Origin of the sequence: Streptomyces sp. AA4 (assembly GCF_000158875.1) — a bacterium.
Classification (GTDB): Bacteria; Actinomycetota; Actinomycetes; order Mycobacteriales; family Pseudonocardiaceae; genus Amycolatopsis.
The window spans coordinates 3,570,827-3,585,294 of the sequence record NZ_GG657746.1; the positions used below are offsets into that span (position 1 = coordinate 3,570,827).

The 14,468-nt window shown below is 67.3% G+C and carries 9 protein-coding genes; 3 read left to right on the plus strand and 6 right to left on the minus strand.

Annotated features, from left to right (window positions below):
- Positions 1-62: 62 nt before the first annotated feature.
- Entirely contained in the window at positions 63-2,414 is a 2,352-nt protein-coding gene (locus SSMG_RS16465) for a tetratricopeptide repeat protein (protein WP_158688042.1), read from the minus strand.
- 77 nt (positions 2,415-2,491) lie between these two features.
- Here SSMG_RS16465 and SSMG_RS16470 point away from each other — a divergent pair, with 77 nt between their 5' ends.
- Positions 2,492-4,240: a hypothetical protein gene (locus SSMG_RS16470; protein WP_009077634.1), complete on the plus strand. Its 1,749-nt coding sequence runs from the start codon at positions 2,492-2,494 to the stop codon at positions 4,238-4,240.
- 268 nt (positions 4,241-4,508) lie between these two features.
- On the opposite strand, the gene SSMG_RS16475 is transcribed toward SSMG_RS16470, so the two are convergent.
- From SSMG_RS16475 to SSMG_RS16495, 5 genes are all read right to left on the minus strand, one after another.
- Positions 4,509-6,095 carry an alpha-amylase family glycosyl hydrolase gene (locus SSMG_RS16475; protein WP_009077635.1) on the minus strand — a complete coding sequence of 529 codons (1,587 nt, stop codon included), beginning with the start codon at positions 6,093-6,095 and terminating at the stop codon, positions 4,509-4,511.
- Between the two features lie 46 nt (positions 6,096-6,141).
- Positions 6,142-7,011, minus strand: a complete 870-nt coding sequence (locus tag SSMG_RS16480; RefSeq protein WP_009077636.1) for a carbohydrate ABC transporter permease — start codon at positions 7,009-7,011, stop codon at positions 6,142-6,144.
- Positions 7,008-7,880: a carbohydrate ABC transporter permease gene (locus SSMG_RS16485; protein WP_286157050.1), complete on the minus strand. Its 873-nt coding sequence runs from the start codon at positions 7,878-7,880 to the stop codon at positions 7,008-7,010. The genes SSMG_RS16480 and SSMG_RS16485 overlap by 4 nt, the downstream gene beginning before the upstream one ends.
- Before the next feature lie 79 nt (positions 7,881-7,959).
- Positions 7,960-9,339: an ABC transporter substrate-binding protein gene (locus tag SSMG_RS16490; protein WP_037713899.1), complete on the minus strand. Its 1,380-nt coding sequence runs from the start codon at positions 9,337-9,339 to the stop codon at positions 7,960-7,962.
- 119 nt (positions 9,340-9,458) lie between these two features.
- Positions 9,459-10,466 carry a LacI family DNA-binding transcriptional regulator gene (locus SSMG_RS16495; protein WP_009077642.1) on the minus strand — a complete coding sequence of 336 codons (1,008 nt, stop codon included), beginning with the start codon at positions 10,464-10,466 and terminating at the stop codon, positions 9,459-9,461.
- Between SSMG_RS16495 and SSMG_RS45400 the strand changes: the two genes are divergently transcribed.
- Positions 10,465-10,629 carry a hypothetical protein gene (locus SSMG_RS45400; RefSeq protein ID WP_158688043.1) on the plus strand — a complete coding sequence of 55 codons (165 nt, stop codon included), beginning with the start codon at positions 10,465-10,467 and terminating at the stop codon, positions 10,627-10,629. The two genes, SSMG_RS16495 and SSMG_RS45400, sit on opposite strands and share 2 nt — an antisense overlap.
- A gap of 195 nt (positions 10,630-10,824) precedes the next feature.
- Positions 10,825-14,409 (plus strand): CARDB domain-containing protein, encoded by a 3,585-nt coding sequence (locus tag SSMG_RS16500; protein ID WP_037713901.1) that lies wholly within the window; start codon positions 10,825-10,827, stop codon positions 14,407-14,409.
- The last annotated feature ends 59 nt before the right edge of the window (positions 14,410-14,468 follow it).

Below are 14,468 nucleotides of genomic sequence, written 5' to 3' on the forward strand. Positions count from 1 at the left end.
GAGGGCCGGGACCGGGCGTTGGACGGAGGTGCCCGGGAGGAGTCGGCAGCGGTGGGTGCGGATCAGCTCTCGGCAGCTGCTGCGCGCAGATCGCCGGCGCGGCCGCTCCACCACACAGCTGAGGCGACGCGACCGGCGCGGAACAGCACATCAGCCAGATTCGCTGCAGCTTCGGCGTCCCCGCCTTCCGCTGCTTGGCGATACCAGTGTGCACTCTCGTTCACTTCGCCGTTGTTCGCGTAGATCGTGCCGAGATTGAACGCCGAATCTTGATGGCCTGCCTCGGCCGCGACAGTCAGATGCGGGACCGCTTCTTCGGTCCGCCCGAGATCGAGGAGAAGGTCGCCGATGATCCCGTCCGCCTCGCGGTCACCCAGGTCAACGGCTCGTTGAAGCCAGGAAATCGTCTCGTCGAGCCGACCCTCGTTCAAGCGGATCCTGCCGAGCGCATGGATAGCCTGGAGGTGTCCGTTGTCTGCGGCGCGCCGAAACCATGATTCGGCTTCTCGGGGCTGGCCGGACTCCTCGTACAGCAGGCCGAGGTTGAAAGCTGCACCCGGGTATCCGGCGTCGGCGGCATGGCGCAACCATCTTTCCGCACCGGCTTGGTCGCCCGCATTCTTGTAAATATTGCTCAGGTTGTTGGCGGCTTCGGCGGATCCGCGTTCGATGCCCAGCAAGTACCATCGTTCGGCCTCGTCGAGCCGTCCGGCTTCGTGGTGGAACAGGCCGATGTTGAAGGTGGCGATCTCGTCACCTTCCTCCGCCGCGCGAAGAAACCATTGCTGTGCTTCTTCTTCTCGGCAGGCAAGGCTCAAGATCTTCCCGAGATTTGTCGCTGACTGGTGGTCCCCCAGCGCCGCACCCTGCCGGTACCAGTCCTCGGCCTCGGACAGAAGGCCCTGTTCCTCTGCTGCGAAGCCAAGCCTGAACAAAGCGGGCCCGTATCCGAGTTCCGCGGCTCGAATGGTCCACGATCGTCCCGCAGCCTTGTCTCCTGCCCGGTCAGCGAGCACGCCCAGGTTGAAGGCGGACCGGGGCTCTCCGCGGTCTGCGGCGTGTTTGAAGAGTTCGATCGATTCCTCCGGACGATCAGCCTCGCTGCACAGAACTCCGAGATTGAACAGCGCCAAAGCAGAGATTGGCCCAGCGTCGGCTGCGGCGATAGGACGCCAGATCTCCTCCGCAATTCGAAAGGAGACACGTGTCGCTGCTTCGGCCGCAGCGGTCGCCACGCCCATCAGGTCGGCAGGGTCAGCGGCTCGCGCGGCATGCGGCCACACGACGTCGGGAACCGGAGGGCAGGGCTCGAGGCTTTCCATGCGGTCGACGAGGTAGTCGAAGACGCGCCACATCCCTCCGGCTGCGGGAAGGAGAGGGCTGGTGACGCCGAGCCGGATTTCACTTGCCCAGGCGAAGGCCTCGTCGAGCGGTTCCGGACGAAGCAAGACGCCGCCCATGGCCTCCAGATGATGTTCGTGCAATTCGGCGAGCAATTCCTGCGGATACGGGCCGGGCAAGCCCGCGCGGGCGAGGTCGATCGCCGCCCCGATCAAAGCAGCACCCCGCGGCTTGCCCTCGACGTCGACAGAACGCCGCCACTCCGACCAGATTGCCGGACCCGCCGCGAGGTACTCGGCGACTCCATGGGGACCGTGATGCGCCACCGCGTCTCTGACCCGTTCGTCGGTGCTGGCGCTTGCCCGCTCAAGCTCTGCGGCGCTCCAGATGCGGGAGAGCACAATCGGCTCGGTCGTCTCGAGCACGCGGGCACCGATTCGGGCGGTTTGGGCCAACGCCGGATCGACCCCGTCGGCCAGCGAGCTGCCTGCGGCGTCGCTGAAAGATTTGTACCGATTCACCCGAATCGTCGCGATGACAGGGACCCGCAACCGTCGGCAATCCTCAAGAGTAGCCTGGTCGACCGCACCAGATTTCAGGTGCAGATCCACATTGTCCAGCCACAGGAGGCAGCGGACGCCAGCTCTCTCGATGGTCTCTGTCGTCGCGAGCACCTCGGCGGCGGTCACGGGGGTTGCGACCCTGAGTTCCGGGAGCACGGCCTGGATTGCTTCGAACGCTGCTCTGGTCTTGCCTGCTGCGGAGTTGCCGACGAGCAGAACCAGATCGCCGGTTTCTCCGGCTGCCGCTACCGCCTCACGTAACGTCACGTCAATATCACGTTCGATATAGGGCGGAACGTTGTCGCCGTCGGGGAGCGACCGCGCCCAGTGCGTGCCCGCTGATATGGGGTTCCAGTCCCGTGCCAGCGGCCATTTCTCCGGGCGTGTCCACAGGTTGGAGGCACCAGGCTTCCCAGTCACGATGACCGAACCGGCGATATCGCGAGCCTGAACTACCGGTCCGTGAAAGACGCCGCCAGAGACGTTGTTTCGCGCTGGGTCGTCGCCCACGTTTCCTTCAGACATTCCCCTCCGTTGTCTGTCCCAGAGTTTCGCTGCCGCCTGTCAGTACCATAGCCGGTGCGACAGTGATCGAGCACCAGTTGCATCCGGAGGGGGCACCACTCGTGGGCAAGGCGAGTCGCGCGAAACGCAAACGAGCTGGCCGGCCGGGCAAGGGACCGCGTCCTGGCTCTTCTGAGGTCGGCTCGGCCGGGGCCTCGACGGAAAGCGAAGCAGCCAAGAACGCCATGTACAGGCTGGTCGACGCCGGCATGTCCGGACGACTTACCTTGGCCTCCGCCTATGCCCTGGGCTGCTCTACGGTAGTCCTCGCTCACGCCGAAGGCGACGGGCCCGAATGGTACGGGGCGGTGGACCCGCTCGACTTGGTCTTCCTGGGTGCCGCGCTACCTGAAAGATTTCGAGACGCGGCTGACTTCGGCAATGCGCGGACCGCCTGGTTCCGGAAGCTTCGGGAGACGCCGCACTGGGGAGGTGTCGAGTGTCTCGTGACGGAGGCGGTGAAGTTGAGCAAGGGGCACGATCTGCCCATCGACGCTCCGACCGCCCTCGTGCTGTTGAATGCTCGCCTTGAGCACACGAAACCCAACCAGCGAACGTTAGCCGCGGAGCTTCGGCCTGCCGCCTTGCTTTCTGACGGCCGATTCCGCAGCGGTCCGCCGGAAGATCTCGTGCTCCCCGTTCCGTCCGCCGAGGCCGTCGAGAGCGCCAAGCTGTTCCGCGCGAGGCCGGATGCCAGAGTTGGGTGCCGCGACAGTTGTGTCGAACGGCTACGCGATGGACTGCGGCTGCTAGAACATGTCGGCTACAGCGCACCGAACGGCGCTTTTAAGCTGTTAATCGCTTTGTATGCTGCACTCGTCGCGTCCAACGACGAGCCGGTCGAGCAGTTGCCAGCGCGTGCACTCGCCTGGGCGCACGGACTTGACGAAGCGTCCTCCCTGATTCCTGTTGTCGACACGATCATGATAGCCGCGGTGCGCGACCTAGACATCGAATCGACGATCAGCCGCTTGTTCACGTTTCCGTCCTTTCTGCGTTCCGCGAGCAGGGAGGATCAGCGCTGGCACAGCGATTCAGGCACCGATTTTGTGATCTTGGCGCTCGAGTTCGGGCACTCCGCGGTCAGGAGCCGCGACCGCGAAGTCATGTCACTGGGACCGATTACAAGCATCTCGCTGAAAAGTCTTGAACGCGAGTTCGAGGCTGAACGCGGTCGTCCCATGGAGCCAGGTGACAGGGTTTTCTCCGCTGATGACGTCCGCGAACTAAATGCTGAGATGGAGAAAATGTTCGAGCTGGCAAGAATTCATCCGGCTTGGTCGAACGCATATCTGCGCGACAACGCGCCCTTGCCGCGGCTTGATGGAAGTTTTCGCGCGAAAAAAGACCGTCAGGATTTTCTGGAGTCGGTAGAAAAGTACATCATCGCACATCCGGGCGAGGCTCCCCCTGATCATGATTCCGAGCTGGCCAAGCTGCGTGGCATCAGTGCGATGATGACGGTGAGAATGGCGATAAAAGACGATCGGTTCGCTCCCCAGTTGATCGGGTTGCTGGACGGCTCCGCAGTCGAAGAGTTCGATGAGGTCGAAGTGGTGGCAGAATTTCTTGCGGGTTACGCGGAGCATCTTGTCACCGTCGTCAACGAGAAGCCGGATATTGAAGAGAAGGCGCTGGAGTGGGCCCGCCTGCACGGCGGTGCGTCCTTGGCGGAGCGGCTCCGAACCTGTATCGGCTCAGATCCGGAAGACGGCTGGCTGATCGAACCCGCGGTACTGTTGGCGATCGCAGTGGCTGATTCAAGTCGTTAATCGAATTGGTGATGCGCGAAATCAGGCTCTGTGTCGCGGGCCATGGTCCGCGACGGTCGTTCCACGCTTCGCCGTCGGGAAAGGGCCCGCGTGGCCGACGAGGCTAATGGGTAACTCGATAATCAAGGGAATCGGGGCGGGCAAACAGCCGATACATCTGATGAATCATCGTCGGCGCGCACCGGAGTGCTGTCAAGGAGATTCCGCTCAGCGGGGCAGCGCGAAAAGCCGACCACCCCGGGGATGATCGGCTTTCCGCGAGCGAGGGTCAGGAGCGCAGCCAGACCGCCGTGTCGGTCGGCAGCTCGGCCGTCACCGGGTCGCTGGCCAGCAGGATCTCCGCGTGCGGCGGCAGCGGGACCGGCGATCCGGAGAAGTTGAGGACGAACGTGAACCCCGGCCCCCGGCGGAAGGCCAGCACGTCGTCGCCGAGCGGCAGCCACTCCAGCTCCCCGGCGAGTTCCGTGCGCAGCCGCAGCCCGGCGCGGTAGAGGCTGAGCATCGACGCCGGATTCGCCGCCTGCGCTTCCGCCGTGTACGCCTGCCATTCCGCGGGCTGCGGCAGCCACGCGCCGCCGGGGCCGAAGCCGAACGGCGGTTCGCCGCCGGACCACGGCAGCGGCACCCGGCAGCCGTCGCGGCCGGGGTCGGCGCCGTTCGTGCGCGCCCACACCGGGTCCTGCCGCAGCTCGGCGGGAATGTCCTCGACCTCCCAGAGTCCCAGCTCTTCGCCCTGGTAGACGTACATCCCGCCGGGCAGTGCCATCGTCAGCAGCGCGGCGGCGCGGGCGCGGCGGGTGCCCAGCACCAGATCCACCGAGCTGCCGTGCAGCCGGTCCGCGAAGGAAAACCCGGTGTCGCCCGCTCGGCCGTACCGCGTGACGTGCCGGGTGACGTCGTGGTTCGACAAGACCCAGGCGGGCGGCGCGCCGACGGCGTCGTGCGCTTCCAGCGTCCGTTCGACGACCTCCCGGAAGCGCGCCGCGTCCCACGGGCAGACCAGGAAATCGAAGTTGAACGCCGAATGCAGTTCGTCGCGGCGCAAGTACCGCGCGGTGCGGGACATGTCCGGCAGCCACATCTCGCCGACCAGCACGCGCTCGCCCGGGTAGCTGTCGGCGATCTTCCGCCACGACCGGTAGATCTCGTGCAGCCCCTCCTGGTCGGAGAACGGCGTCTCGTCGCCGTCGGCGACGTCCGGCAGCCGCGCGTCCTTCACCAGCCCGTCGGCGACGTCGATGCGGAACCCGTCCGCGCCGCGGTCGAACCAGAACCGCAGGATGTCCTCGAACTCCGCGCGGACGTCCTGGTTGTCCCAGTTGAAATCCGGCTGCCGCGAGCTGTAGAGGTGCAGGTACCACTCGCCGTCCGGCACCCGCGTCCACGCGGATCCGCCGAAGCGCGACTTCCAGTTGTTCGGCGGCTCGGCGCCGTCCGGTCCGCGGCCCGGACGGAACCAGAACCGTTGCCGCTCAAGCGAACCGGGGCCAGCGGCCAGTGCTTCCCGGAACCAGCGGTGCTCGTCGGAGCAGTGGTTCGGGACGATGTCGATGATCACCCGCAGGCCGCGCCCGTGCGCCTCGGCGATCAGCGCCTCGGCCTCGGCGAGAGAACCGAAAAGCGGGTCGATGCCGCGGAAATCGGCGACGTCGTAGCCGCCGTCGTCCATCGGCGACGGGTACCACGGGGTGAACCAGAGCGTGTCGACGCCGAGCGCCGCCAGGTGGTCGAGCCGCGCGCGGACCCCGGCGAGATCGCCGACCCCGTCGCCGTTCCCGTCGGCGAAACTGCGGACGTAGATCTGGTAGATCGCCGCGGTGCGCCACCAGCTGTCTTGTCTTCGCGATGCGGTCACGGAAAAAACCCTCCTCGGGGTGGGGAAAGCCAGTGGTACGACCGGTTCAGCCCTTGAGCCCGCCGGCGGTGAGCCCGGCGAGGATCTGCCGCTGGAACACCAGGAACAGCGCCACCATCGGCACGCTGGCGAGCACCATCCCGGCGGTCAGCACGTTGAGCGGCATGTCGATGGCCACCCGCTGCAGCATCACCGAAAGCGTCTGCTTGCCGCTGTCCGGGAACACCAGCAGCGGCCAGATGAAGTCCTTCCACGCGGTGACCACCGCGAGGATCGACACCACCGCCAGGATCGGCCGCGAGATCGGCAGCACGATCCGCCACAGCGTGCGCACCGGTCCCGCGCCGTCGAGCCGGGCGGCTTCGATCAGCTCGTCCGGGATCCGGTCGAAGAACCGTTTCAGCACATAGACGTTGAACGCGTTCGCGGCGGCGGGCAGCCAGACCGCGGCGGGGGAGTCGATCAGGTTCAGGTGCAGCAGCGGCAGGTCGCTGATGGTGACGTAGGTCGGCACCAGCAGCGCGGCAGCGGGCAGCATGAGCGTGGCGAGCATGAGCCCGAGGACGGCGTTGCCGAACTTCGGCCGCAGCTTCGACAACGCGAAGGCGGCGGGGACGTCGATGGCCATCTGCGCCAGCCACGCCCCGCCCGCGACGACCAGGGTGTTGAGGAAGTACTTGCCGAGGTTCAGCTGGTCCCAGGCCTCGCCGAAGGTTTCCGGATGCCATTCGTGCGGGACGAGCGTCGCCGGCGTCTGCGCCAGCTCCTGCGGCGTCTTCATCGCCCCGGTCACCGCCCAGTACAGCGGGAACAGGAAGGCGAGCACGAACACCGCGAGCGTGCAGGCGAAAACGGCGCCGTAGACCACCTTGCCGCGCTGGCTGCGCAGCGCGCCGGGCGAGACGAGCGTCCTCATGCCTGGTCCGCCTTCCTGGTCAGCCGGACGTACAGCGCGGAGAACACGCCGAGCGCCAGGAACAGCAGCAGGCTCATCGCGCTCGCCGACCCGAAGTCGTTGTAGACGAAGGCATAGCGGTAGAGCAGCAGGAGCACGGTCACCGTCGAATCGTCCGGGCCGCCGCCGGTCATCACGTACGGTTCGGTGAACACCTGCATGGTCGCGACGATCTGCAGCAGCAGGAGCATCAGCAGGACGAACCGGGTCTGCGGGAAGGTCACGTGCCGCAGCCGCTTCCACATCCCGGCCCCGTCGAGTTCGGCGGCCTCGTACAGTTCGCCGGGGATCGTGCCGAGCGCGGCCAGGTAGATCAGGGTGGTGCTGCCCATGTTCGCCCACGTCGAGACGAACACCAGCGACAGCATCGCGGTGCCGCTCGAATCCAGCCACTGCGGCCCGGACAGGCCCACCGCGCCGAGCGCGGAGTTGAACAGGCCGGAACCCGGGTCGTAGAACCACTTCCACATCAGCGCGGTCACCACCGGCGGCAGCATCACCGGCAGGTACACCGCGAGCCGGAAGAACGCGCGGGCGTGCCGCATCTCGTTGAGCAGCACCGCGGTCAGGAACGGGACCGCGAAGCCGAAAACCAGCGCGAGACCGGTGAACAGCAGCGTGTTCCGCCAGGCGACGCCGAACAGCGGGTCCGCGAACAGCCGGGCGAAGTTGTCGAGGCCGACCCACGTGGGCGGGTTGACGAAGTCGACCTGCTGGAAGCTGAGCAGCACCCCGCGCACGATCGGGTACCAGGAGAACATCGCGAACACCACGAGCGCGGCGCAGAGCAGGCCGTAGGCGGTGAGGTTCTCCTCGAGCTTGCGGCGCAGCCGGGCGCGGCGACGCGCGGCGGGGGAGGCGGCCGGGCGCCTGGCCGGCGACGAGGAGGTCGCGGGCCAGGCGAGCAGGCTACTTGACCTGGGCGAGGACACTGGTGACCTTCGCCGCGGCGGACGAGAGTTGCTGGTCGATGTTCGCGTTCCGGTCGGTGAGCACTGCCTGCATCACGCTGTCCAGGATCGCGTAGACCTGCTGGGCGTTCGGCGGTTCGACGCTGCCCTTGATCTTGCTTGTCGAGTCCACATAGGACTGGTAGTTCTTCGCGGGGACGTTGGCGTACTTGGCCTTCAGCGCCAGCTGCTGGTCGCGTACCGCGCCCTGCCAGACGTCCGGCGTCGGCTCGGCGGGAAGGCCGACCGGCTGCTTGCCGTCGACGTACTGCTTGATGTGCTTCTCGAAGCGGTCCGGGTTGAGATATTTCCACTGGATCCACTCGAGGCCCGCCTTGATCTTCTCCGGCGACGCCTTCGGGTTGATCATGTAGCCCTCGCCGCCGAGCAGCGTGCCCTTGCCGTCCGGCATCCCGGCGATGCCGTAGTCCTCGTACTTGCCGTTGAACTGCTTGACGAGCACCGGCACGTTGTCCGGGGCGGCCATGTACATGCCGAGCTGGCCCGCGCCCATCATCCGCTGCACGTCCTGGGCCTCGAGCAACTGCTTGCTGCCCATGGAATCGTCAGTCCAGCGCAGATCGTGCAGAAGGTTCAGGGCGGCCTTGCCCTTTTCGTTGTCGAAGTCGGCGACCCATTTGCTGCCGTCCTTGCGCGCGACGGAGCCGCCCATCGACGCGAGCCAGCCGGTGAGGTGCCAGCCGCCCTGGTTGTTCTTGCTGTAGTCGGCGTACCCGACGATTCCGTTGCCCAGCGCGGAAATCTTCTTCGCGGCCGCGCGCACCTCGTCCCACGTCTGCGGCGGCTTGTCCGGGTCGAGCCCGGCCTTCTGGAACAACGGGCGGCTGTAGAGCAGGCCCATCGTGTAATTCATCGTGGGCAGGCCGTAAAGCTTGCCGCCGGGGCCGCGGAAGTTGTCGAGCAACTCCGGTTTGAGATCGTTGACGTGCGGGACGTTCTTGACCGCCTCGGTGATGTCCGCGGCCTGGTGCCGGGCGATGATCTGGGCGGGATCGGTGAAATAGACGTAGTAGACGTCCTCGAGCTGTCCGCCCGCGAGCTTCGCGCCGAACGTTTTCGGGTCCATGAACCCTTCGTGCGGTTCGATCTTGACGTTCGGGTGCGTCGCCTCGAATTCCTTGACGTCGGCGTCGAACACGCCGCGTTCGAACGGCTGGCTCGTCGGCGGCTGGCCGGTGACGGTGATCGTCACCTTGCCCCCGGCGGAGCTTCCCGGATCGCCGCCGCTCCCGCACGCGGTTGTCCCTAGCGCCAGGCCCGCCGCGGCGAGCAGGGCGAACGTCCGGCGGGGAACAGCGGGGGACCAGGGTCTGCTCATCTCAAGCCTCATCTCGCGGGGGAGCACAGCAGGTGACGGCGGTCACCCTAGAGCCGCGAGAGCCGAGTGCGCAAGAACTCGACGAGAAACTGCAACTTATGAACAGTCAGGTCTGTGGTTCATGCGGTCCGGCGGGCAGTGGAGCCGCGCACCACCAGCTCCGGCGCGAACAGCAGCTCCTCCACCGCGACCTCGCCGCCGTTGATGCGTTTCACCAGCAGTTCGACCACGGCGCGGCCCATCGCCTCGATCGGCTGGCGCGTCGTCGTCAGCGGCGGGTCGGTGCAGTTCATCAGCGCGGAGTCGTCGTAGCCGACCACCGAAATGTCGCCCGGCACGGACAAGCCCTGCCGCCGGGCCGCGCGGATCGCGCCCAGGGCCAGCGGGTCGCTCGCGCACAGCACCGCGGTGGCGCCGCGCGGGTACAGCCGCGCCGCGGCCGCGTGTCCGCCCTCGATGGAGAACATCCCGTGTTCCACCAGCTCGTCCAACACTGGAAGCCCGAGTTTCGCGGCGTGCTCCCGGAACGCCTCGAGCTTCCGCTGCGACGGCACGTGGTCGCTCGGTCCCAGCACCAGGCCGATCTTCTCGTGGCCGAGGGAACTCAGGTGCCCGACCGCCTGCTCGACGGCGACCGCGTCGTCACACGAGACCTGCGGCAGTCCGAGGTGGTCGACGGCCGCGTTGATCAGCACCGTAGGCAGCCGGCGTTCCGCCAGGTGGTGGTAGTGCGTGTGCACGGCGTCGGCCTGCGCGTACATCCCGCCGGCGAAGACCACGCCGGACACCTGCTGCTGCAGCAGCATCTCGACGTACTCCGCCTCCGACACCCCGCCCGCGGTCCGCGTGCACAGCACCGGCGTGAAGCCCTGCTGGGCCAGCGCGTTGCCCATGACCTCGGCCAGCGCCGGGAAAATCGGGTTTTGCAGCTCCGGCAGCACCAGCCCGACGAGCCGGGCCCGCTCGCCGCGGAGCTGCGTCGGCCGCTCGTAGCCCAGCACGTCCAGCGCGGTGAGCACGGCGGCCCGGGTGCTCGCGGACACCCCGGCCTTGCCGTTGAGCACCCGGCTGACCGTGGCTTCGCTGACCCCGACCTGGCGGGCGACTTCGGCAAGACGACGTGTCATGAGTGAAAGTTACCGCAAACCAGCGCAAGTTTCCGACGAGACGCGCGCGGCGCTTGCTCTCGCGACGAAACCGCTGGTCGAACGCGCGGCGGATCGACGAACGATGTTGACTTCGCCGCAGCAGTGGGCTGTAATTCTTGAACGAATCAGTGAAAATACCTGACGACATCCCGGGCAATCGCGGCAAGCGTCTGCCCAGCCTCAACGAAGAGGTGCCATGCCGACTGCTCCGCGCTGTTCTCGTGCGCCCCCGGACCCCGGTCTTCCCGCCGGTCCGCTCCCTGGTCCCCGCCGTCCCGCGCCACGCGGGGCGCTCCCGTTCGAATCGTCTCCCTCCTCCTTGGATCAGAGGAAACCCATGAGAACGAAGCGACTGCTCGCGCGCGCCGCGATCGCCGCCCTGTCCCTGCTCCTGACCGCACCCGCCTGGCCGGCGAACGGCGCGCCCGCCCTCGCCGCCAAGGCAGCTGTCCAGCCCGCCGCCCAAGCCGCCACCGCGACGTACACCGCCAGCAGCCAGCTGCCCGGCTATCCCGTGTCCAACGTCGGCGACGGCAACCAGGCCACCTACTGGGAAAGCACGAACAACCAGTTCCCGCAATGGATCCAGGCCGATCTCGGCACCGCGACGAACGTCGCGCAACTCGTGCTCAAACTGCCCGCGAACTGGGAGGCCCGCACCGAAACGTTCGCGGTGCAGGGCAGCGCGAACGGCGCGAGCTTCAGCGATCTCGTGCCTTCGGCGGGCTACCGGTTCGACCCGGCGACCGGCAACACCGTCACCGTGAACGTCACCGGCAGCACCCGGTACGTCCGGCTGACCATCACCGCCAACACCGGCTGGCCCGCCGCGCAGCTGTCCGAGTTCGAGGTGCACGGCCCGGCGGGCGGCGACACGCAGCCGCCGTCCGCGCCCGGCAACCTCGCCTACACCGAGCCGGCGAGCGGCCAGATCCGGCTGACCTGGTCGGCGTCCACGGACAACATCGGCGTCACCGGCTACGACGTGTATGCCAACGGCCAGCTCCGCGGCAGCGTCGCCGGGGACGTGCTGACCTATACCGACAATCAGCCGGCCAGCGCGAGCGTCGCGTATTACGTGCGCGCTCGCGACGCGGCGGGCAACCAGTCGGCGAACAGCAACACCGTCACCCGCAACGGCACCCAGAGCGGCACGAATCTGGCGCTGCACAAGCCGATCACGGCGTCGTCGACCCAGCAGACCTACGTCGCGGCCAACGCGAACGACGACTCGGTGACCACGTACTGGGAAGGCAGCGGGGCGTATCCGAACCTGCTGACCGTGGCGCTCGGCGCGCACGCCGACCTCGACCGGGTCGTCGTGAAACTCAACCCGGACCCGGCGTGGAGCGCGCGGACGCAGACGATCGCCGTCGAAGGCCGCGACCAGGGCGCGACCGACTTCACCACGCTGGCGCCCGCGCAGACGTACAGTTTCGACCCGGCGAGCGGCAACACCGTGACGATCCCGGTCAGCGGCCGGGCCAGCGACGTCCGCCTGCGCTTCACCGCCAACTCCGGGGCGGGCGGCGGTCAGGCCGCGGAGTTCCAGGTCTTCGGCGTGCCCGCGCCGAACCCGGACCTGACGGTCTCGGACGTGTCGTGGACGCCGCAGAAACCGGTGGAGACCGACGCGATCACCGTGTCGGCGACCGTCCGCAACATCGGCACGGCAGCCTCCGGCGCGACCGACGTGAATCTGTACCTGGGCAAGACGAAGGTCGGCACGGCGGCGGTCGGCGCGCTCGCGGCCGGAGCTTCCACGACGGTGTCGGCGAACATCGGCACCCGGGACGCGGGCAGCTACGACGTGACCGCGAAGGTCGACGAGGCCAACACCGTCGTCGAACAGAACGAGGACAACAACTCCTACACCAGCTCGACGCCGTTGGTCGTCAGCCCCGTGCAGAGTTCCGACCTCGTCGCGGCTACGGCGTGGTCGCCGAACAACCCGGCGGCAGGCAACGCGGTGAACTTCACCGCGACCCTGCGCAACCAGGGCACGGTCGCTTCCGCGGACGGTTCCCACGGCGTCACGGTGACGATCTCCGACCAGAACGGGACGGTCGTCAAGACGTTGAGCGGTTCCTCGGCGGGGATCATCGCGCCCGGAGCCACCGCGTCAGTGGATCTGGGGAGCTGGACCGCGGCGAACGGCCGGTACACGGTGAAGACGGTCGTCGCGAACGACGCCAACGAGCTGCCCGCCAAGCAGAGCAACAACACCAGCACCCAGCCGCTGTTCGTCGGCCGCGGCGCCAACATGCCGTACGACATGTACGAAGCTGAGGACGGTGTCGTCGCGGGCGGTGCGACCGTGATCGGTCCAAATCGGACGATCGGCGACCTCGCGGGAGAAGCGTCGGGCCGCAAGGCCGTGACGCTGAACTCGACGGGCGCCTCGGTCGAGTTCACCACCCGCGCGGCGACCAACACGCTCGTCACCCGGTTCTCGATTCCGGACGCCGCGGGCGGCGGCGGGCAGAACGCGACGCTGAACGTGTACGTCGACGGCACGTTCCTCAAGGCCATCGACCTGACCTCGCACTACGCGTGGCTCTACGGCGCCGAAGCCTCGCCGCAGAACTCGCCGGGCGCCGGGCCGGCGCGGCACATCTACGACGAGGCCAGCATGCTGCTCGGCGCCACCGTGCCCGCCGGCCACAAGATCAAGCTGCAGAAGGACGCGGCGAACACCTCGAACTACGCGATCGACTTCGTCAACTTCGAGCTGGCCGCCGCGACCGCGAACCCGGACCCGGCGCACTACGCGGTCCCTGCCGGGTTCACCCAGCAGGACGTGCAGGCCGCGCTGGACAAGGTCCGCCAGGACCCGAACCTCACCGGCGTCTACCTCCCCGCCGGGCAGTACCCGATGACCGGCAAGGTCACCGTCTACGGCAAACCGGTCACGGTGCTCGGCGCCGGACCGTGGTTCACCAGGTTCACCGCGCCGTCCGGGCAGGAGAACACCGACATCGGCTTCGACGCGCAGGCCAGCGCGAGCGGGTCGACCTTCAGCGGGTTCGCCGTGTTCGGGAACTACACGTCCCGCATCGACGGCCCGGGCAAGGTCTTCAATTTCACCGGCGTCACGAACATGACCATCGACAACATCTGGGTGGAGCACCAGATGTGCCTGCTCTGGGCGACCAATGTGGACAACTCCACGGTGAAGAACTCCCGCATCCGCGACACGTTCGCCGACGGCGTCAACTTCACCAACGGCAGCACCGGCAACCACGTCACCAACAACGAGGCCCGGTCCACCGGCGACGACAGCTTCGCGCTGTTCGCCGCTACGGACATCAATCAGGGCAACCAGTACGACAACGTGTTCGAGAACCTGACCGTGCTGCTCCCGTGGCGCGCGGCGGGCATCGCGGTGTACGGCGGGTACAACAACACCTTCCGGAACCTCTACATCGCGGACACGCTGACGTACTCCGGGATCACGCTCAGCTCGCTCGACTTCGGCTACCCGTTCCTCGGGTTCGGGCCGCAGCCGACGACGGTCCAGAATGCCACGCTCGTCCGCACCGGCGGCCATTTCTGGGGCAAGCAGACGTTCCCGGCGATCTGGATGTTCTCCGCGTCCAAGGAGTTCCGCGGCATCCGGGTGTCCGATGTGGACATCCAGAGCCCGACCTACAGCGGCGTCATGTTCCAGGCCAAATACGACGGCAGCCAGCCGGAGAACCCGGTCCAGGACACGGTGCTGGCGAACGTGTCGATCAGCGGGGCGCACCGCAGCGGCGACGAGTTCGACGCCAAGTCCGGGATCGGGATCTGGGCCAACGAACTGCCCGAACCCGGCCAGGGCCCGGCGGTCGGGTCGGCGACGTTCACCGGGCTCACGCTGAGCGACAACGACCAGGACATCCGGAACACGACGACCACGTTCACGATCAACCGCAGCTGAGCGCGCGGGTGCCCGCCCGGTTTCCCGGCGGGCACCCGCTCCTTCCCCTTCCCCGCAGA

Bases quoted from the DNA above. Each gene is read 5' to 3' on its own strand.
- SSMG_RS16490 (WP_037713899.1), bottom strand. From the start codon at position 9,339: ATGAGCAGACCCTGGTCCCCCGCTGTTCCCCGCCGGACGTTCGCCCTG.
- SSMG_RS16500 (WP_037713901.1), top strand. From the start codon at position 10,825: ATGAGAACGAAGCGACTGCTCGCGCGCGCCGCGATCGCCGCCCTGTCC.
- SSMG_RS45400 (WP_158688043.1), top strand. From the start codon at position 10,465: ATGAGTGAAAGTTACCGCAAACCAGCGCAAGTTTCCGACGAGACGCGC.
- SSMG_RS16480 (WP_009077636.1), bottom strand. From the start codon at position 7,011: ATGAGGACGCTCGTCTCGCCCGGCGCGCTGCGCAGCCAGCGCGGCAAG.
- SSMG_RS16495 (WP_009077642.1), bottom strand. From the start codon at position 10,466: ATGACACGTCGTCTTGCCGAAGTCGCCCGCCAGGTCGGGGTCAGCGAA.